13 protein-coding genes are annotated in these 21,507 nt (G+C 57.3%); 3 read left to right on the forward strand and 10 right to left on the reverse strand.

Annotation, left to right across the window (positions count from 1 at the left end):
- Positions 1–177 precede the first annotated feature (177 nt).
- Entirely contained in the window at positions 178–1,602 is a 1,425-nt protein-coding gene (locus LJE94_08185) for a glycosyltransferase family 4 protein (protein MCG6910086.1), read from the reverse strand.
- A 488-nt stretch (positions 1,603–2,090) separates the two neighbouring features.
- On the opposite strand from LJE94_08185, the gene LJE94_08190 reads away from it, so the two are divergent.
- The 3 genes from LJE94_08190 to LJE94_08200 all read left to right on the forward strand — a co-directional run bounded on the left by LJE94_08190 (position 2,091) and on the right by LJE94_08200 (position 5,693).
- The gene (locus LJE94_08190; GenBank protein ID MCG6910087.1) at positions 2,091–3,125 is read left to right on the forward strand and encodes a YchF family ATPase; all 1,035 of its coding nucleotides are present in this window, start codon (positions 2,091–2,093) and stop codon (positions 3,123–3,125) included.
- A gap of 78 nt (positions 3,126–3,203) precedes the next feature.
- Positions 3,204–4,445 (forward strand): Zn-dependent hydrolase, encoded by a 1,242-nt coding sequence (locus LJE94_08195; protein MCG6910088.1) that lies wholly within the window; start codon positions 3,204–3,206, stop codon positions 4,443–4,445.
- Between the two features lie 54 nt (positions 4,446–4,499).
- Complete coding sequence (locus LJE94_08200) at positions 4,500–5,693, forward strand: PLP-dependent aminotransferase family protein (protein MCG6910089.1); 1,194 nt, start codon at positions 4,500–4,502, stop codon at positions 5,691–5,693.
- Here LJE94_08200 and LJE94_08205 read toward each other — a convergent pair.
- The 9 genes from LJE94_08205 to LJE94_08245 all read right to left on the reverse strand — a co-directional run bounded on the left by LJE94_08205 (position 5,677) and on the right by LJE94_08245 (position 21,172).
- Positions 5,677–8,025, reverse strand: a complete 2,349-nt coding sequence (locus LJE94_08205) for a DUF294 nucleotidyltransferase-like domain-containing protein (GenBank protein ID MCG6910090.1) — start codon at positions 8,023–8,025, stop codon at positions 5,677–5,679. The two genes, LJE94_08200 and LJE94_08205, sit on opposite strands and share 17 nt — an antisense overlap.
- 81 nt (positions 8,026–8,106) lie before the next feature.
- A complete protein-coding gene (locus LJE94_08210; protein ID MCG6910091.1) occupies positions 8,107–9,120 on the reverse strand; it encodes a radical SAM protein in 1,014 nt (337 codons plus the stop codon).
- Complete coding sequence (locus tag LJE94_08215) at positions 9,117–9,629, reverse strand: cyclic nucleotide-binding domain-containing protein (GenBank protein ID MCG6910092.1); 513 nt, start codon at positions 9,627–9,629, stop codon at positions 9,117–9,119. The genes LJE94_08210 and LJE94_08215 overlap by 4 nt, the downstream gene beginning before the upstream one ends.
- Before the next feature lie 102 nt (positions 9,630–9,731).
- Entirely contained in the window at positions 9,732–11,144 is a 1,413-nt protein-coding gene (gene purF / locus LJE94_08220) for an amidophosphoribosyltransferase (protein MCG6910093.1), read from the reverse strand.
- A 77-nt stretch (positions 11,145–11,221) separates the two neighbouring features.
- Positions 11,222–14,494, reverse strand: a complete 3,273-nt coding sequence (carB, locus tag LJE94_08225; protein ID MCG6910094.1) for a carbamoyl-phosphate synthase large subunit — start codon at positions 14,492–14,494, stop codon at positions 11,222–11,224.
- Between the two features lie 64 nt (positions 14,495–14,558).
- Positions 14,559–15,704 carry a glutamine-hydrolyzing carbamoyl-phosphate synthase small subunit gene (gene carA, locus LJE94_08230; GenBank protein MCG6910095.1) on the reverse strand — a complete coding sequence of 382 codons (1,146 nt, stop codon included), beginning with the start codon at positions 15,702–15,704 and terminating at the stop codon, positions 14,559–14,561.
- A gap of 300 nt (positions 15,705–16,004) precedes the next feature.
- Positions 16,005–18,338, reverse strand: coding sequence for an FAD-dependent oxidoreductase (locus LJE94_08235; GenBank protein ID MCG6910096.1), 2,334 nt, complete (start codon positions 18,336–18,338; stop codon positions 16,005–16,007).
- A 105-nt stretch (positions 18,339–18,443) separates the two neighbouring features.
- Positions 18,444–20,078, reverse strand: a complete 1,635-nt coding sequence (locus tag LJE94_08240; protein ID MCG6910097.1) for a 4Fe-4S binding protein — start codon at positions 20,076–20,078, stop codon at positions 18,444–18,446.
- The gene (locus LJE94_08245; GenBank protein MCG6910098.1) at positions 20,042–21,172 is read right to left on the reverse strand and encodes a glutamate synthase; all 1,131 of its coding nucleotides are present in this window, start codon (positions 21,170–21,172) and stop codon (positions 20,042–20,044) included. The genes LJE94_08240 and LJE94_08245 overlap by 37 nt, the downstream gene beginning before the upstream one ends.
- Positions 21,173–21,507 lie beyond the last annotated feature (335 nt).

Consider the following 21,507-nt stretch of genomic DNA (forward strand, 5'->3'; position numbering starts at 1 on the left):
CACGATTTTAACATGATCCTAAATTGTGCAGTTGCCGGGGTTGCCGCATATACAGGGAAGATGCTTTTCCGTTATAGTGGTCTATGCGGGAGGGCATCTGACGCCGAAGATGCGGTAAGATCGGCAATCCCGCAGGGTTTCAAATTCTAAGAATTGAAACGCTCAACTTAGGATAATCTATATGGCGGAAATACTCCTCCGGTGACGCCGGCCGTCGAAATCCCGACTGTTGAACTGCCGGTTTTGAAACTCGGAAAACCTGTCCAGGTAAACGATGTTCGGGCGACCCGGCAACGGAACCTTTTTTCCGTACGCCGCATCACCCGTCGCGGCCCGCATGATGGATCGCAGCCGTTCGTCAAGGATACCGTATGAAAAATTGCCGGCTGCCACGGCGTAGTTGTGCGCCGTCATCTCCCGGCGCAGCGCCGGGGACGACAGGATGGTCCTGACGTATTGAACCGTGTCCGCGGAGAGGTAACCATCCATTACCGCCAGCTTGAACCCCAACGGCTCTATGTCCCGGATAAATATCCGGTAGCGGTTGATCAGAATGGGTTTTTTTAGATAGACCGCTTCCAGAAAAGCGTTACCGAACCCCTCGTACAGGCTGGGGTAGGTAACGAACGCCGCCTGATCGTAGATGTCCCACAAAGAATAGCCGTTGTTGCCGGCTGAAGGACCGCTCCCGTTGCCGTTCCCCTTTTCATGCGCACCCCAGGGATCCGTCAGCGCAACCGAAGCCAGTCGAAGATCCACCCCGTTGTCTCTGGCGTGGGTTTTCAGCCATTCGGCGTACTCGAAGCCCTCATCGCCCGCCTCGTGAGTGACCACCAGCTTGTAACGGGAATCGGCCAGCGCCCGGGTCAGGGCAATGGCATGTTCGATGCCCTTGCGCTGGATGACGCGTGTGGGCTGCAAAATAATTTCTTCCTTTTCTCCGAGGCCCATGGCCCGGCGAAACGCCTCGCCGCCCTCCCTGCTGACCCTGGGGGGATGGGCAAAGTCGATAACGTTCGGAATCACCGCGCCAACAAGGCCGCACCGCAGGGCCAGTTGTTCCTTTGCCTCCGAATTGATCACCACATGCTGTACGCTTGGGAGCTTCGGCGGGAAGGCGTTCTGAAGGTAATCGCCCACGGCATTTACCGAAAACCTGGGCCGCTCCCAGAAAAAATCGTGGTGATGGGCGATGGTGGGGAGCCCTGTTTCGGCAATTACCTCACTGATGGCCAGTCCCAGGGGAACATGCATGGGTATTGTCAGCACGTTTTCCGCCACCAGGACGTCGATGTCGAACGTTTCGATAAAATGGCGAATGCGCTGCTTCAACAGTCTCCGCAGGGCATGAATCTCTTCGGTCGTTGCGGGCGAACGCGTGGCCTTTCCCAAAATCCGCCGGTTGATCCGCTGGTTCCTTTCATTTTTAAAATGCGCCTCGGGCACCAGGTGGCTGTTTGCATCCGGGCGGTCCAGTTCACCCGCCAGCCAGAAACAGGTATTACCTTGTTTTTCAAATACTTCCGCCCATTTACTGGCCTCTAAGGTCACGCCGTCCGCACCGCAGAACCGTGTAGAAATGAATCCGATGTGATAGCCCATATTGTCACCCCAATTAGCAATGCCGTTCCGAATGTGTCCGCAATCCGCTGCCGGTTACCGCCCGACGTCTTTTGACAATCTGAAAACGCTGCAAAAAGCGTGCACAAATTTTAAATTATTATATTTCATAAATTTTCAGTTAGTTACATATTAATATGCTGCATGACGCATGGTTATGTGTCATTTATTTCACACTGCGGGTATGGCAGGGATGTCTCACCCGGTCCTCCCGCGGCCACCGCGCCCGTCAGGGAAACGGCAGAAAAGCCGACCTCATAGTTGCACCGCTGAAGTCAGCCCAAGTTGAGGGTCTTTATGCGAAGTCGAGGCCTTTGTCAATATGCCGCCGTCCCCTCCGAAACCGGCACCCGATTTGACCCTGAAAGGATATATCCTGGAATGAAACCGTCTTGCCGGTGACCGGGGCATCTGCTATACAGATATGGACATCTAAATGACATCTAAGTTGAAATGAAAGGCAATCGCGCATGAAACTTGGCATCATCGGACTGCCCGGCAGCGGCCGGTCCACCGTTTTCGAAGCCCTGACGCACAGTTCGTCGGAGGCCTCCCAGAAGAGTGAAAGCAAAATAGGCACCGTGCGGGTGCCCGATGAACGCGTGGATGTGCTCAGCGCCATGTACCGGCCGAAAAAGACCATCTACGCCCAGATAGAATATTTCCTTCCCAGGTCCGTCGGCCATGGCCAGGACGACAAGCAGGACCAGAGCTTTTGGGCCAAGGTCAGGGAGAGCGACGCCCTTATTCACGTGGTCCGCAACTTTGCCGGTATCGGTCAAAACAAGGTGACGCCCCAGTCCGATGCCGCCGCCCTGAACGAGGAAATGATGCTGGCCGATCTGGTGGTGGCCGAAAAGCGCATCGAACGCCTGGAGCATGACAACCGGCGGGGAAAAAAGTACCATCCGGAGGAGTTTTCCCTGCTGCAGAAATGCTGCGAGAACCTGGAAAAGGAGATCCCCCTGCGCGAGGTCCCCGAACTTGCCACGGCCCAGCTGCTGCGGGGATATGCGTTTCTGTCCGCCAAGCCCGTCCTGGTGTTGGCCAACAATGGCGACGACGACGACCGGCTGCCTGCGGGTTTGGATGCGGACACCGCCGTGGAGCCGATGGTCATCCGGGGCAAACTCGAACAGGAGCTGGCGCAGATGTCGGACGAGGAAGCCGCTGAATTCCTCGCCGAGTTCAGTATCAAGTCCTCGGCCATGGACAGGGTGCTGCGCCGTTCCTACGATCTTTTGGGATTGATCTCCTTTTTCACCGTGGGGGAGGATGAAGTCCGCGCCTGGACCATCCACAGAGGAACCGCGGCGGTCGACGCCGCCGACGTGATTCACTCCGACATAAAGAAGGGCTTCATTCGCGCCGAGGTGGTATCCTACGATGACCTGATGGAAGCCGGCAGCCACGTCGAGGCCCGCAAAAAGGGGACCGTGCGGCTCGAGGGCAAAACCTACGAAGTAAAAAATGGCGACATCATCAATTTCCGCTTCAATGTCTAGCATCCAAATGCCGGGACCGGTTCGCATGAGAGCGACGAACGGCCCCACAACCCAACATCTATTCCGGGAGGAAACACCATGGATTTGAAAGCGCTTCGTATCAACGGAAAACGACTTCAGCAATCCCTTGAAGAAATGGCCAAGATCGGCGCCACACCGGCTGGAGGCGTTCAGCGGCTCACCTTGACCGACGAAGACAAAAGAGCGCGGGACCTCTTCGTCCAGTGGCTCAAGGAGCTCGATCTGGAGATCACCATCGATGAAATGGGCAACATTTTCGGCAAACGCGCGGGAAAAAACAATGCGCTCCCCCCGGTAATGAGCGGGTCGCATATCGACTCCCAGCCCAAGGGGGGCCGCTTCGACGGAATTTTGGGCGTCATGGGAACGCTGGAGGCGCTGCGTACCCTGCATGAAAACGACGTTCAGACGGAGCGCCCCATCGTCATCGTGGACTGGACCAATGAGGAGGGCAGCCGCTTCGCTCCGGCCATGGTGTCCTCGGGCGTCTGGGCCGGAGCCCTGGACCGTGACTATGCCTACGGCCTAACGGACATCAACGGCTTCAAGTTCGGCGAAGAACTGGAACGGATCGGATACAAGGGACCGGCGCCCGCCAAAAAACATCCCCTGCACGCCTACTACGAATACCACATCGAACAGGGACCCATGCTGGAGCGGCAGGGCAAAACCATCGGCGCCCCCAAAGGCATTCTCTGCTTGCACTGGTACGACATCTATCTTACGGGCGAAGCCAACCAGGTGGGGCCGACACCCATGGAGGGCCGCCACGATGCCCTCTGTGCCGCCGCGGAAATGATTCTTAAGGTCAATCAACTGCCCGATAAAATGGGCGGCAACATGGTCGCCACCGTGGGAGAGATCCAGAACTACCCGAACTCCAGAAACATCATCCCCGACAGGATCCACTTCACGGTGGACATCCGCTCCTGGGACGATGAACACGCCATCAAGGCATGGGAGGACGTGAAGACGGATTTCAACGCCATCGCCCGGCGCAGGGGGTGCCCGATCAAAATTGAAGAGACCTGGCGTGTGGAGCACTCGCCGTTTGATGAAAAACTGGTTCAGCGCGTCCTGAAAACCGCCGAAAACCTTGGGTACTCCGCCCTGCACATGGTCAGCGGGGCCGGCCACGATGCCAGCTACATGAACCAGATCGCGCCCACGGCCATGATTTTCGTGCCCAGCATCGGCGGCAGGAGCCATGTGGAGGTCGAGGAGACTACCTGGGAGGATTGCGAAGCCGGTGGCAACGTGCTGCTGCACTGCCTGCTGCAGTCGGCCAACGAGCAATAAATCGATCCCGCCGGAGCAGGCGGGATCAATGTATTGGTTGACGTGGAGGAACCCATGAACATCGACAAGCTGCTGGCGGAACGAACCCGTAAAATGAGCGTCAACACCATCCGCGAAATCCTGAAGGTCGTCTCCAGGCCGGGCATGGTTTCCCTGGCGGGAGGCATCCCCGCTCCCGAAAGCTTTCCCATGGATCTTTTGCAGGTTCTGACAAAGACCGTGCTGGAAACATATGGGCCTTCCGCCCTGCAGTACGATCCCACGGAGGGCTTCGCCCCCTTGCGCGAAGCCCTCCCCGGGTACCTCGAAAGCAAAAAGGGCCTTCGGGCGCTGCCGGAGGAAATATTAATCGCCAGCGGTTCGCAGGGGGTGCTGGATGCCGCCGGCAAGGTGTTTATTTCCAAAGGCGACCCCGTGGCCGTGGAGGCGCCCACCTACCTCGGTGCCATTCACGCGTTTGACCCCTATGAACCCCGTTATGTCACCCTCACGTCGGACGACGACGGCCTGATCCCCGAGTCCCTCGAGGAGGTGCTGGCGCGGGAGCCGGTAAAATTCATCTATCTGGTTTCCACGTTCCAGAATCCCACCGGCAGAACGCTTACCCTGGAACGGCGCCGCCGCATCGCCGGCATCCTCCAAGCCCATGACGTGCTGCTGATCGAGGACGACCCTTACGGGGACTTGCGGTACACGGGACAGCACCTTCCCCCGATCAAAGCCCTCGCTCCCGGCCATGTGATCTATGTCAGCACGCTTTCCAAGGTGTTCGCCCCCGGCCTGAGAATCGGGTATTACCTGGCGCCCCCGGAAATCCGGGACTGGTTTGTCACCGTCAAACAGGGGGTGGATCTGCATACCAGCACCTTCAACCAGGCCTTGGCGGCGGAATATATCCGGGGGGGCTACCTGGAAAAGCACCTTCCGGAAATTATCGATCTGTACCGGCCCAAAAAGGACGCCATGCTGGCGGCTCTCGACCGGTATTTTCCACCGGGCTTCACCTGGTCGAAGCCCGCAGGCGGCATGTTTGTCTGGGTGGAGGGTCCGCAGGGGTATGACATGCAGGCGCTTTACCATCGCTGCGTGCGGCAGAACGTCGCCTTCGTGCCGGGTCAATTCTTCTACACCCGCCCGGAAGAGGGGCGTCACACCATGCGCCTCAACTTCACCATGGCCGACGAAGCAACGCTCGACCGCGCCATCAAAAAGCTGGCCGACTCGACAAGAATCACGCCAGACCGATGAAATCGACCTCGAGGCGGGACTGGAAATTTTCCACACGGGTGAAGATCTCCTTGAGCATCTTCTGCTCGATGCGCGTCAGGCTCTTTGGATTGATGAAGTTGTCCGGTTTGCCCTTTTCGTCCATGATGGCCGTCACCTGACGGACAAAACGGATCTGCAGGAGAAAGCTGTACGCTTTTTCCAGCTCCTCGTACTCCTTCTGCTTCAACACCTGCTTGATGCGCAGCTGTTCCAGGCGTTCGAGGGTGTTGGTTTCGCTGATGTTGTTCTTCAACGCGTAGATCCGGGCGAAATCCACGATGGGAGTCATGGCGCTCTTTATGTCGAACTTATCCTTGTTTTCGCCCTTGTGCTCGACGACGAAATTCCCGAAAAACCCGATGGGTGGTTTGAAGTGCAGGGCGTTTTCCGAGAGGTGCCGAAAGAAACCGGACCATCCGCCCAGTGTGAGGAACAGATGCTGCCGCAGGCTGTCGATGAGGGCCGTCTCTCCGTAACCGCCCCTGAAATCGAAAAAGATACTCGCCTTCAACAGGTTTTCGGCTTCGGCGGTATGGATCCAATTGGAAAAATAGGCCTTCCACTGGGACAGGGGCTGGCACCACTTTGGGTTCTTGGCCATGACTTCGCCGGTGCATAAATCATAGCCGGCATCGTCCAGCATCCCGCAAACCTTTTCCCCCAGTGCCAGGAAATATGTCCTGGTCGCCTTTAGATCCTCTTCAGGCACATCTTCGAAAATAATGGCGTTGTCCTGGTCGGTTTTCAGGGTCTGTTCGTTGCGACCCTCGCTCCCCAGGATCATGAAAACAAATTTGACCGGTGGCGGTCCCATCTCCTTCAGGGCAAATTCCAGCAGTTTCTTCAGAATCGTGTCGGAAACGGTGGTGATGAAACGCGTCAGATTTTTGGCCTGGGCACCGCTGGTGATCAGGCTGCGCACCTGTTTGGGAAGCCGGTCATGCCGGTTGATGATCTCCTCCATGCTGGCGGCATTGACCAGTTCCCTGATCAGGAACACCGGCGACTGGCCCTGAGCCGCCAGAATGTCCCGGTTGGAAAGAATGCCGACGACCTCTTCGTCGCTGTCCATGATAGCCAAATGGCGGATGCCTTCCTGCATCATTTTCATCAGGGCTTCGAAAACCAGCGCCTGGCTCGAAATGGTGTGTACCGGAAAACTCATCACCTCGGACACGGGGCGGTTGACGTCCCAGGCATACACCACGACCTTGCGGGTCAGGTCTTTCTCGGTAAGCACGCCCACGCACTTTCCCTCATCATCCTTGATGAAAAGAGAACTGATCCTGTATTCCACCATCAGGTTGGCGGCGTCGCGGATGGTCAAGTCGACATGCCCGAAGATGGGCTTCTTGGTGTAAATATGGGCTATGGGTTGATTGAAGAACTGCAGGGCGCTCTCTTCCGGACGGGCGGTTTTGGCGATGATGGCGGCATACGATTTTTCCAGCATGCGCTTGCCGAAAATATCGGTGAAAAATTCCGAGAAGGCCGGAAAGCGATGACAGATGTCCAGGAACAAATCTCTGGGCAGCAGGTAAAAGTAGGAATTTTCCCCAACCGTAAGCGTTCTTACCGAGATGCCGTCGTTGAGAAGCATCGATATCCCGCCATAGCAGTCGCCCTCGCCCAGCACCGTGTACATTTTTTTTTCGCCGTTTTCCTCATAGTACCGTTCGGCCGCCCCCCGGTGAAGAATGTAGAGGTGGCCGATCCTGGATCGTCCCTGTACGAAAAGCACCTTGTTCCGGGGAAACTGCATCGGGGAAAGCTTTGCCGCAACACGGCTTATCTCCTCCCCGGGCAAAAAGGAAAACGGTTCGATCCCCTCCAGGAACACGCCTATCTGGCCCACCTCGATCAGAGATGTCAGGGATGCGTCGATGATGTTCTTGCTGAAATTTTTCAGGAAATATTCGTAGAAGGACTTGTGTCGCCGGCACAGATCCTGGAAGGTCTCCCGGGGAATGGCGTAGCCGCTGCAGTCCTCATCCACGATAACGGTGCGCAGGGAGATACCGCCGTTCATCATGATGGAGATCCCCCCGAACACCTCGCCGGCCGCAATCAGCCCCGAGTGCATGCGGGTGCCCTTTTTATCGTCCAGAAGTTCCAGCACGCCGGTGGTGACCACGTAAATGCTGTCCACAACCGTCATGTCCTGCGTGGCGAAAACGGTACCCCTGGCGTAGCTTCTTACGGTTGCAGACTCGGCCACGCGCCGGATCTCCGCCTCCGGCAGAAAGGAAAAATGCGGCATCCGTGTAAAATACTCGAGGGCATTTGAAGGCATGATTTTTTTTGGGTTCATCCGGAAGAGCCTTTTTTTATCATGGCCTCAACACTGCAGAAGCCTGAGGGTGATACTGCCGGGCCATCCCGGGCCGTGAGGTCAATCGCTGCTGATCTCCTCCTTCAGCAGACAGCAGGCAATCTTGTACCGTGGTCTGCCCTCCCGGTCGTAGGCGATGTTGCCCGGCTGGATGATCCTGTTCATGACGCACCCTTCGGGAATGGAGAGCTTGAAAAGGTCATCTTCGTTGATGGGCGGCATCTGTTTCAGGACATTGTCCTCGAAAAAAAGAGCGTGCATGGGAAAATCCTCGCACAGCGGGCACCGGTACACACGGCCGTTGGGAAAGACGAAATAGTTGTCCGCCACGATGCCGGCGCAGGCAAAGGTCTCCCCGGGATCCAGGTACACCTTGGGATAGGTGACCGTGATGCCTCCGTCCGCAATCCTCTGGGCAACATCCGGAATGATGTCCAGCCAGTGGCGGTCGTCGACCTGCCTTATAGCGTCCTCACCAACCGGCCCCCCGAAAGCCGAGGACTTTCCGCGCAGCCCGATCACCTGAATGAAAAAACGGTCGACGGCCAGCTCCTTTAAAAACGGCACCATCCCCTGCAGGCCGTCCAGGTTGCCGCTGCTGACCGTATAAATGAGGCTGGTGGCGAAGCCCCTTCTGCGGGCGGCCCTGATGCCGGCCACACAGGTATCGAACGACCCTTCGCCCCGCAGGCGGTCGTTCACTTCCGCGGTAGGCCCGTCCAGGCTGAAACTGAAAAAATCCACCTCCCCGGGGTCGACTCTGTCGAGGATGTCGTTGAAGAGGTAACCGTTCGTGTCGATGGTAACGGACGCGCAGCCGCTGTCTCTGGCCGTTCTGACAATCTCGGGAAGTTCCGGGTGCAGCGTGGGCTCCCCCCCTAGAAGGACCAGGTTCGATGCGGTGCTATCGGCGGAAAGCGCCTGTATCCATCTGGAAACCGTCGCCAGCGGCAGCCTGCGTTCGCCGTGTTCTTTCCTGTTGATATAACAATGCCTGCACTTCAGGTTGCATCTGGTGAGAATGTGAAAAAAAATGTTCTTGGATTCTTTGGAAAAAGAAACGGTCCTTTTCATCTGAATTTTTCTATGGGCCTGCTGATAGCCTTCTTGGCTTTGATGAGTTCCTCGTTGGTCAGACGAAGGCGGGCGGTCATGTATTCGGCAAATATCCGGTAGAGCAACAGCAGAAAATCAAGCTTTTCGTCCTTGTCCCCGTCGGAGGCGAGGCGGTCGTGAGCCGAGGTGTCCACCGCCAGACATACGGTTTTGCCCATGGCATACACGGAGGCGGACCGGCTCTGTTCGTCGATAATCCGCATTTCGCCAAAAATCTCGCCTTGTCTCTCGATGGTCCCGATGGTGACGCCCTCCTTGGTGACCTGAATCTTGCCCGAAAGCAGAAAATAGAGCCAGGGATCGTAGTCCCCTTCGATAATGATGGGTTCTCCGTCTTCATACTGTCTTATTTTGCTCAATCGAAGCAGTTTGCTCAGATTTTTGGTTTCGAAGTTCCGCAAAGCGGAAATAGTCAAAAGCTTTTGAATATTCTCGATGTTTTGCTTGAGATATTTAGACTCAATCATGCGCCCCTCCACATTGGGAAAATGTGAAACGTCCGATTTAAGATGCTGATATTTTATGTCTTAATCTAAAAAAGCGCAAGGAAATTCTTCTAAATCGATGGATCAGAAAGCCTCCAGGCAATCTTTGGTGATGCTTTCGTCGAACGTCACCGGGTAGCAGCCGTCGAAGCAGGCCTTGCAAAAACAGTTCTCCGGCGAATCGACGCCGGTGGAGGACAGCAGGCCCTCGAGGCTGAGATAACTGAGGGAATCCAAACCGAGAATTTTGGTGAGTTCCGGAAGATCGTAATTGGCGGCGATCAATTCTCCCCGCGTTGAAAAATCGATGCCGTAATGGCATGGGAAGCGGTGCGGCGGCCCGCTTACCCGCATGTGCACCTTCTTCACGCCGAGTTCCCTCAGCGTCCTGACCCTGGTTTTGACCGTTGTTCCCCTGATGATGGAGTCTTCGATAATCACGATATCCTTGCCTCGAAGAAGCTCCTTGACGGGGTTCAGTTTGATCCTCACGCCGAAATCGCGCATGCTCTGGGTCGGCTGAATAAAGGTACGGCCGACATAATGGTTGCGGATCATACCTATTTCAAACGGCAGGCCGGATTCCTCGGCATATCCGAGGGCGGCATAGGTGCCCGAATCCGGAAAAGGCATCACCAGATCCGCTTCCACGTGCGACTCCTGCGCCAGACGGCGCCCGTGCGCCTTTCTTATCTGGTATACGTTTTTCCCGAAAAACGTGCTGTCCGGCCGGGCAAAATAGATAAACTCGAAAATGCAAAAGGAACGTTTCGCGGGCGCATTCACGTGCAGGCTTCTGATCTTGTCGCCGTGGATAATGACGATCTCGCCGGGGTCGAGTTCGCGGATGAACTCCGCCTGAACCAGGTCGAGGGCACAGGTCTCGGAAGCGAGCACATAGCTGCCGTTCAAACGGCCCAGGCACAGGGGGCGGAAACCGTTGGGATCCCTAATGCCGATGATTTCCCCCTTGCCGGTCAGCATGACGAAGGAGAAGGCGCCTTTCATGCGCGACACGGTGGCCACCAGGGAATTCTCGAAGCCCAGGTTCAGGTTTTTCACGAAAAGATGCAGCAGAATTTCACTGTCCATGGTTGTCTGGAATATCGAGCCCGCCTCTTCCAGCTCCCTTTTCAGTTCGTAGGCGTTCACGATGTTCCCGTTGTGGCCCACGGCGTACGATTTCTTGCGATGCCGGATGACAAAAGGCTGGGCATTGCTCAGGATAGAGCTGCCGGTGGTGGAATAGCGCACATGGCCGATGGCGCAGCGGCCCTCCAGAAGCTCCAGGTGCAGGGGATCGAACACATCCGGTACCAGTCCCATACCCTTGTGGGAAACGATGCCGTCCTCTTTTACGACGGCGATGCCACAACTCTCCTGTCCCCGGTGCTGAAGGGCGTACAGGCCGAAATAGGTCATCTTGGCCGCTTCCGGATGATCGGAAATGGCGAAGATACCGCAGGCTTCTCTAGGCTTGTCAAATTCACAATTCATTGTTGAAATTTTCTCCTACAATTGCCCAAAACATCGTTGCCGTGCTGTATTTTCAATGGTGAAGCGGATGTTCCGCGTCAACCATGATAGGCCTGAATCGTCTTCACGGAAAACGCCTTGTCCCGCAGCGCCGTGACCCCCCTGCACATGGCAAGGGCGCCTGAAATCGTTGTGGCATAGGGGATGTTGAATTTCAGAGCGGACCGCCTGATGGTGTAGCCGTCTTTCTTGGAGGTGTCCCCCACCCCGGTGTTGATGATAAACTGAATCTTGCCGTTCTTGATGGCGTCGACCACATTGGGGCGCCCCATGGAGACTTTCGTGACCCCCTCGTTGGGAATGCCGTTTCTGCTCAGGAAATCCGACGTCCCGCTTGTGGATATGATGTTGAAACCGATCTTGTGAAATTGGGAGGCCACCGACAAAACGGCCGGCTTGTCACTGTCCTTGACACTGATAAAAACCGTCCCATGGGTGGGCAGGTTCATACCGGCCCCCAGCTGAGCCTTGGCATAAGCCCCGCCGAAATGGGAATCGATGCCCATGACCTCTCCGGTGGATTTCATCTCGGGTCCCAGCAGCGTGTCCACGTCCGGAAACCGGTCGAAAGGCAGCACCGCTTCTTTTATGGAAATATAATCGGGGACCACCTCCGTGGCCACGCCCAGTTCGTCTAGGGTTTTGCCCAGCATGACCTTGGTGGCTATTTTCGCCAGGGGAACGCCGGTGGCCTTGCTCACGAAAGGGATCGTCCGGGAGGCCCGCGGATTGACTTCTATCACGAAAAGACGGTTGTCCTTGATGGCGTACTGGACGTTCATCAGCCCGATGACATTCAGCTCATACGCCATAGCTTTGGTGGCGGCCGATATCTCTTCCAGCATGGCGGCTTTCAGCGTGTAGGGCGGCAATACGCAGGCAGAGTCCCCCGAATGGACACCGGCGGCCTCGATGTGCTCCATGATGCCGCCGATCACCGCCTTTTTGCCGTCTGAAATGGCATCCACGTCCATTTCGATGGCATCTTCCAGAAATTTGTCGATGAGAACCGGATAGCCGGGAGACGCCAGAATAGCCAGCCGGGCAAAGCTTTCCAACTCCTGCCGGTCGTACACGATCTTCATCGCCCGCCCTCCGAGCACGTAGGAAGGCCTTACAACCACCGGGAAACCGATGGCGTCCGCAACCGCTGCCGCCTCCTCGATGCTCAGCGCCGTACCGTTGGCCGGCTGAACCAGTCCGAGCTTTTTCAGCATGGTCTGGAACAGCTCCCTGTCCTCGGCCCGGTCGATGCTGTCCGGCTGGGTCCCCAGGATGGGCACCCCAGCCGCGTGGAGGGATTCGGAGAGGTTGAGCGGGGTCTGGCCGCCGAATTGAACAATCACGCCCAAAGGTTTCTCGGTCTCGGCGATATGGAGGACGTCCTCCTTGGTCAACGGTTCGAAATAAAGCTTGTCCGACGTGTCGTAATCGGTGCTGACGGTCTCCGGATTGCTGTTCACCATGATGCTCTCCACCCCCTCCTCGCGGAGGGCGAAGGAGGCGTGCACGCAGCAGTAGTCGAATTCGATTCCCTGACCGATGCGGTTGGGCCCGCCGCCGAGGATAATCACTTTCTTCCGATCCGAAACCCGGGCTTCGCTCTCGCTCTCGTAGGTGGAATAGTAATAGGGGGTGGCTGCCTTGAACTCGGCGGCACAGGTGTCGACCAGTTTGTAGACCGGCCGGAGACCCCTTTTTTTTCTGCAGGCGGCAATCAGGTCTTCCTCGACACCGCAAAGATGCGCCAGCTGAACGTCGGAAAACCCCCAGGATTTGGCCCTCTTGAGCAGGGCATGGCCCGCATCTGCATCCGGCCCGGTAGCCATGGGGTCCCGGGCCAGGGACCTGATATGCCCCCCCTCCTTCACCAGGCGGGATTCCATCTCGACGATCTGACGGATCTGGTAAATGAACCAGGGATCTATTTTGGTCAGGTTGAAAATCTCTTCGACGGTCAAACCGGCCTGAAGGCCCAAGCGAAGGAAAAAAATGCGCTTTGAATTGGGGATGGCCAGCTGCTGTTTGATCTCCGTTATGCCGGGTTTCTGCCCGTCGTCTTCAATGAAGTCCTTGCCGTCCGCACCCAATCCGAAACGGCCGATTTCGAGGGACCGCAGCCCTTTCTGCAGGGCCTCCTTGAAGGTTCTGCCGATGGCCATGGTTTCCCCCACGGACTTCATGGCCGTGGTCAGGAAATCTTCGGTTTCCGGAAATTTTTCGAACGTCCAGCGCGGGATTTTCACCACGCAGTAATCCAGGGTCGGCTCGAAGGAGGCCAGGGTCTCCCCGGTAATGTCATTGGGAATTTCGTCCAGCGTGTAGCCCACCGCCAGCTTTGCAGCGATCTTGGCGATGGGAAAGCCGGTGGCCTTTGAAGCCAGGGCCGAGCTGCGTGAAACCCGCGGGTTCATTTCCACCACCACCATCTCGCCGTCCTCGGGGTTGATGGCGAACTGAACATTGGAACCGCCCGTGTCGACGCCGATCTCGCGCATGATGTCGATGGAGGCGTCACGCATGACCTGGTACTCCCTGTCGCTCAGGGTCTGGACCGGCGCCACGGTGATGCTGTCACCGGTATGGATCCCCATGGGATCCATGTTTTCGATGGAGCAGATGATCACCACATTGTCGTTGTGGTCCCGCATCACCTCCAGTTCGTATTCTTTCCAGCCCAGGACGGACTCCTCCAACATCACCTGATTGATCAGGCTTGCATTCAGGCCCGCCCGCGCCATGATTTCCAGGTCGTCCGCGTTGTAGGCCACCCCGCCGCCGGTGCCGCCGAGGGTAAAGCTGGGCCTGACAATGATGGGGAAGCCGATATCCGCCGCGATCTCCCGCGCCTGATCCATGTCAGTGGCAATGCCGCTGTTGGGAATTCGCAGGCCGATGCGTGCCATGGCTTTGCGGAACCGGTCCCTGTCTTCGGCTTTGTTGATAGCGTCCAGGGACGCCCCGATCATCTCCACACCATATTTTTCGAGGACCCCGGTCTTGGCCACTTCCACCGCCGTGTTGAGTCCTGTCTGCCCGCCCAGGGTCGGCAGCAGCGCGTCCGGCCTTTCATTTTCGATGATTTTGACCACAGCGTCGGGTACCACCGGTTCGATATATGTGCTGTCCGCCATCTCCGGATCGGTCATGATGGTGGCGGGGTTGCTGTTGACGAGGATGACCTCGTACCCCTCCTCCTTCAGAGCCTTGCAGGCCTGGGTTCCTGAATAGTCAAACTCGCATGCCTGGCTGATAATGATGGGACCGGCCCCGATGATGAGTACCTTTTTTATGTCTGTCCGTTTGGGCATTGTTCGTTTCAGTTTTACCGTTTTAGGTTGCAATGCGGCATAACGCTGGTTCTTTTACAGCAGATCAGATTCGTTCTTTTTGCATCATATCCACAAATTCATCGAAAAGATAACCTGCATCGTGGGGCCCGGGAGACGCTTCTGGGTGGTACTGAACGGCCAAAAGGGGCAGCGCATTGTGGCGGAATCCCTCGAGCGTGTCGTCATTCAGGTTGACATGGGTGATGGACACATCCTCACCGGCCAGGCTTTCGATGTTCACGGCAAAACCGTGATTCTGGGAGGTGATCTCGACTTTTCCCGTGGCCAGGTTTTTCACGGGCTGATTGCCGCCCCGGTGGCCGAATTTGAGCTTGTAGGTCTTTCCCCCCAGGGCGATCCCCAGCAGCTGGTGGCCCAGGCAGATGCCGAATATGGGCTTGTAGCCGATCAGGTCACGAATGGTGTCGACGGCATAGCTCACCGGCTCGGGGTCCCCGGGGCCGTTGGACAAAAACACGCCGTCGGGGTTCATGCGGCGTACCTCGGCGGCAGGTGTCGACGCCGGAACGACGACGACCTCGGTGTTCCTGTTGGTAAGATTCCGGATGATGTTGTATTTGATGCCGTAATCGAAGGCCACGACGGACAGCTTCTCTCCCCTGTACCGCCAGACCCCTTCGTCCAGAGACTGCTGCGCGTCATCGACGGGAGACGGTCTGCCGTCGATCCAACGGTAGGGCCTGGTCGAGGAGACGCCCGTTGCCAGGTCCTGGCCCACCATGCTGGGTACCCGGCGAGCCTTCTCGACCGCGGACGCGGGGTCCAGGTCGTTTGTCGTGACGAAGGCACGCAGGGCGCCGCCGTTTCTTATGTGTCGCGTGAGCGCCCGGGTGTCGAGGTCCTCGATACCGATCACGTTGTGCGCCTTGAGATAGTCCGCCAGGGTGGCGGTGGATCTGAAATTGCTGGGAAAAGCCTGATATTCACGGATCAGAAACGCGGACACGTGAATCCTGTCCGATTCGACGTCTTCGGGATTGACCCCGTAGCTGCCGATCAGGGGATAGGTCATTGTTACCATCTGACCGCTGTAGGAAGGATCGGTCAATACCTCCTGATACCCGGTCATACTGGTATTGAACACAACCTCGCCGCCCATTTCGCCCGGTCCCGTAAAGGAGCGGCATTCAAAGGTACGGCCGTCTTCAAGCGCCAGCAATGCTTTCATCGGTCAGTTCCATTCAACACGTCCCCTGCCATTTCAAACCGCAAAGGGGCAAGGGGAACAAAGCGTTAAGCTGCAGTGGAAACGGATAAAAAAAAATAGCGGCCAAGCCGCGTTACGTAAAAAATGCGCAGCATTTTTACTGCTCACTTAACACATCTGGCATCCAAATCAACCGAAATCCGCCAGTTCGATTACCGACGTTCCGGTTTGTTGGTTCTAAAATAATCACAAAAGCACAAAGAAACACCTTTGTGCCCTTTGTGCCTTCGTGGTTCTTTCAATTTTTTCCCTTAAACAGTCTTATTCGATAGGGGTATTCTCGACCAGATTCCAGATGCCGCAGGGGCACGCGCCGGCGCAGAAACCGCACCCGATGCACCGTGACGCATCCACCACATATTCGAACGCATCCCCGCTCTTTTCCATGCGGCTGATGGCCGACTCCGGGCACATGGCCACGCATATGCCGCAATCCCTGCACTGGCCGCAGGAAGCGCACTGGCTGCCGCACTGGCTCAGGTCCTCGTAAGCCGTTATCCTGGGATCGTAGTAGGCCATGGAAACCCGTTCAATATCGATGACCTGTTTCCGGGTGGCGGACGGCCTTTTCCCTTCCAGGATGTCCCCGATGGCGGCGGCGGCCTTGCGACCGGCGCCGATGGCATCGGTCAGCAGCCCCGGGCGGACGATGTCGCCTACGGCAAACACCTTGGGGTTGGTTGTCTGAAAATACGCATCTACCTTCACATGGCCCTTTTCCACGGCCACGTCCTCGGGAAGAAATGCCAAATCGGGCACATCGCCTATGGAAACAACGACGGTATCCGCCGGAATCAGTTCACCGCCTTCCAGGACGACTCCCTTGGCGGTGATTTTGCTGGTGAACACGGGCCATCTGAACTCGGCGCCGGCGGCTTCCGCGTCCTCGCGCTCTTTGCCGAAGGAGGCCGGCGTCTGGACATCCAGAAGGGTCAGTTTATCGGCTCCCAGCCTGGCGGCTTCGGTAGCAACGTCGCAGCCGACATTGCCGGCACCGATGACAACCACACGGGTGCCGACCTTTAGCGTTCCCTTTTTGGCATTGCTTAAAAATTCGAGAGCGCCGATCATGCGCTCCTTGCCCGGGATGTTAAGCAGCCTGGGTTTCCGGGCGCCTGCCGCTATGACCACCGCATCGAAATCCGTTATCAGCGCCTCGGTGTCTTTTGCGGTCAGCCGTTGCTGCAGATGAACATGCGGTATGACCTCCTGAATGCGTTCCAGCTCTTTTGCCACAACCGCTTTTGGAATACGGCTGTTTGGTATCACCGAAGCGACCTTTCCGCCGAGAACCGCGGTAGCGTCGTAAACGACGGCCTCGATCCCCTGAAGCCGCAGCTGCCATGCCATGGAGATGCCGGCCGGCCCACCGCCGACCACCGCCACCCTTTTACCGTTCAATGCGGGAAATTCCGGCAGGTTGGCATCGATGCTGGCCTTTCCCAGTCCGGTTATGTCCACCGGCGTCATGAAAGCCGACTGTTTGGTGCACGACTGCATGCAAAGATTGGGACACAGGTACCCGCAAACGGTCGCCGGAAACGGCGTGTAGGCCAGGGCCATATCCACCGCTTCGTCGACACGGCCCTCCCGCACCATGCGCCAGCGCGCCTGCACGGGTATTCCGGTGGGGCAGGCATCCTGACAGGGCGATATATATTGGCCGTTTTCCCAGACAGGCACCTGGCGGCGCAGGTCCCCACGGGTGATCACGGGAATCGGGCTGCGGTCGACATCGGTCAGATCCCCCACCAGCCCCCCCACACCGAGGGCCCGGTCCCACACATCCTGCCTGAATTGCGCCATGGAACGCCTTTGCGCCGAGGTCTTCTCGTGGGGCAGACGGGCCCGCAGCAACTGCCACTCGTCGCGGCGACCCATCTCCTGCTTGAGTTCGATGCGACCGATCTTTTCCAGAAACAACTGCATGTTTTCCTGAAGCCAGGACCAGTCCCCGTCCCCGATGGGGACCATCTTGGCATCCGTCTGGCTGAACCCGCCGTGTGGGCCTTTTAGAAAAACCTTGCCTCCGACCATGCCCACCAGGGGGCGGTACCCGAGAACATTCCCGGCATTCTGGGGGGCGTGACCGCAGATGACGGCTATGCCGCCGGCCATGAACTCTCCGAAGTAGTCCCCGGCAGACCCCAGCACCCACAGTTCGGGGGGAGCAAAACGGGGGTTGTGTTTGGTCATGGTCATGCCGCGGGCGCCGATATTGCCGGCCACGTAAATCTTGCCCTGGGCCATGGCATTGGCCACGCCATTGGAGGCATGACCGTGAACGGTGATCTCGGCGCCGGTGTTGAGCCAGCCCACATCGTCCGAAGCCGGTCCCATGACCTTGATGTGGGTGTTGGGATACCCCATGGACCCCACCCGTTGTCCGGGGTGTCCCTGGATGTTCACATGGACGGCTTCTCCGTCGCTGCACCGCAACCGCCCGCCGATACCGTGCTGCCCGAAGGCATGCACCATCAGGGAACGCTTGCCCTCCCTGACGGCCTCCTGGATATGCTCTTCCAAAACACGGGATGCGATGCGCCGGCCGTGGTGCTGACCTGAAAACACGTGTGGTTGGTCGTCGGAATTCATTTTTAATCTCCGCCTATTCGATCCTACCGTTTACCGGTTATCCGGCGATTGCTGTCGCCCATTTGCGGCAAGCCGGAAAATATACTAGAATACCCTTCGTGGTCTTTAAACAACATAGCGAATACTCAGCCTTTCTGCCGCAGCCTGGTCGGATATGCCCAAGGCATCCGACATCCCGATGGGCAGCGATGTGGACCTTCCCAGCGGTGCCACTATTTTTTTCAGTTCGGTGTCGAATCCCAGGAAAAGATCGACGACCCTCTCCGCCACCTTCTCGGTGTCCAGCCGTCGATACAGCCGGGGGTCCTGCGACGTGATGCCCTTGGGACAGTGCCCGATGTTGCAGATGTTGCAGCGGTCGGATTCGCTCCCCAGACACCCGGCGGCCGCCTGCATGACATACTTTCCAATCTGCACCCCGCTGGCTCCCAGCATGATCAGGGCTGCGGCGTTGGCGGCCAGGTTGCCGCTCTTTCCGATGCCTCCTCCGGCGAACAGGGGAATCTCGTTCTGCTTGCCAACCGTCACCAGGTTCAGATAGCTGTCCCGGATGTTGCTGGCTATGGGATGCCCCATGTGGTTCATGGACACGTTGTAGGCCGCGCCGGTGCCGCCGTCCTCTCCGTCGATGGCCAAACCGCCGGCATACGGATTGCGGGCCAGGTTGTTCAACACCGCCAGGGCGGTGGAGGTTCCCGAAATTTTAGGATAGACCGGCACGCGAAACCCCCAGGCCATGGACATGGAGATGATCATTTTGGCCACGGACTCCTCGATGGAGTATTTTGTCTGGTGCGTCGGCGGGCTGGGAAGGCTGACCCCGGGGGGGACGCCCCTGATGGCGGCAATCAGTTTGTTCACCTTGTGCCACATGAGGAGTCCGCCGTCGCCCGGTTTCGCCCCCTGCCCGTACTTGATCTCGATGGCGCAGGGGTCTTCCTGCATGTCCGGAATGGCCTGAATGATCTCGTCCCAGCCGAAGTAACCGCTGGCAATCTGCAGGATCACGTACTTTAAAAAGCGCGACCGCAGCAGCCGCGGGGGGCAGCCGCCCTCACCGGTACTGATGCGCACCGGCATGCCCAGCTCCTCGTTGAGATACGCCACCCCCATCTGCAACCCTTCCCACATGTTGGGAGAAAGCGCCCCGAAGGACATGCCGCCTATGATCAACGGATAGATCTCCCTGATAGGCGGAATCCAGCCGTTTTCGCTTAAAAATTTGAGGTTCTCCTCCGGTGGCAGCACCCTTCCCAGGAGGGTTTTCAATTCGAATTCATGCCTTCCGGCATCCAGTGCCGGGTCGGTCAACATGGAAATGCGGATAAACTTCAGCTGGTCCAGGATGCCGCCGGCGACATTCCGCCGCCCCCCCCGGCGACGCGGCTGTCCGCCCCTGTTCACGTGGTAGCGCAACTTGTCGGGCTCATCGCTGCGCAGGGGCATAATGGCGTCGTTGGGGCACACCATGCTGCACATGGCGCATCCGACACAGGCATACGCGGGCTCGGTCAGCTGCCTGATGCCGTGATACACGTCGAACGTATTCGTCGACGCCCCCGCGGGCTCCAGCGTCGTTTTCACACGGCGTTTTCGAAACGCCGCCAACTCGATTGCGTTGACCGGGCAGACAGCGGTACACTTGCCGCACAGCGTGCATTTGTCCTTGCTCCACTGAATCTGCCAGGGCAGATCCTTGACGCTCAATGAGGAAGGGGCAATGGGTCTGTCTGGGTACATATCTCGACCTCCTGTCGCTCCGGGCCCACGATGACCGTGTCCAGGTGCATGGGTTGAAAATCTTTTTCTCTGTCCCGGTCCGGGATAACGGCGTCCAGCCCGCATATTTCGGAGGAAAAGGCGTATCTGCCGGGACGCCCGCCCACCACGCCGGGACGCAGTTTTTTCCGGTCCTGAAGCATGAACAGCGAGTGATCCGGCAGGCAGCCGATGACACAGTTGGGGCCGTCGATAATCAAGCGGCGACAGGATTGCTTCAGGTGCGTCAACAGGGGGGCATCGGGGCGGCCCGCCAGGTCACTGTCCTGCAGCGGCGTGATGATGTGCTTGTAAGCCTCGATACCCAGGCCGAGCTTGGTGGCCGCGTAGTGCAGGATATGCGTGAACACTTCCGAATCCGACTGGTAGCCGGTGTATCCTTCGAAATTGCGTGACAGCAGAAATTCCTTGATGGGCGTAAAAGCCGTATTTTCGCCGTTGGTCATGGTGGCATAGCCTTGGATAAAGAAGGGATGGCAGGCGTAAAGGTTGATGGCATAGTTGGTGTTCTGACGCCCCTGCGCCATGATTACCCGCGCTTCCAGTTCCTTTCTGTCCAGCTTGAGGTAGTCGGCCACCGTCATAGGGTCGCCGATCTCCTTGAGCATAATCACGTCCGGCCAGAAAGAGTAGACGATCATGTCTCCCTTTTCCTCGCCCATGGCCCGGAGTTGCAGACGGATGCTCAGCAATTTTTCCTGCAGATCCTCCCACTGGAGGTCCTCCCACTCTTCCGGGTATTCGTAGGCCCGGATCAGGTAGACGTCACGTTTGGGAATATCCAGCGGCCGTTTTTTTGGCACCTTGATGGTAATCTTGTACTTGGTCATGAATCCGATATCCATCATGAAGGCATCCAGGCGCTTCAATCCACTGTCAGTAAAAATACCGGACAGAATGGGGGCGTCCTTGATGTCCTCGAAAGGGCCGCCCAAATCTCGCAGGAAGAGACCCACGCCGGAACCGTCGTGGCCCTCCCGCATGACATCCATGGCCTGCATGGCAACCATCGGAGAAACAGGTATTTCACTAGACATTGCAAATAAGCGGCACATGCTCTATTTTTCTCCTTTCATTAGAAACCGCCCATCGTAGATGTGATCACCTTTGACGCGTCGAGGGAGGACATTTGAATGAAAACCCATTCAAAAAATGTTTCTAATTTTAGCAAATCCGGAACGTTCTGGGGGGCAATGGCTCTCCGTCGCACGGTATGTAAGAGCAAAAACCATACCAGATCACAAACATCGCGTGCGGTTCGCGACATGCCAGGGATCCAATGGTGTCGGCCAGGAAGAACACCCCTGGTTTTTCGGGCGGCAAATTACATATTTGTAATGAAAATGCGATTTTATACACAAAATTGTCATTTTATCTTTTCCGATAGGCT

The sequence above is a fragment of the Deltaproteobacteria bacterium genome (assembly GCA_022340465.1).
In the GTDB taxonomy this organism is placed as follows: Bacteria; Desulfobacterota; Desulfobacteria; order Desulfobacterales; family B30-G6; genus JAJDNW01.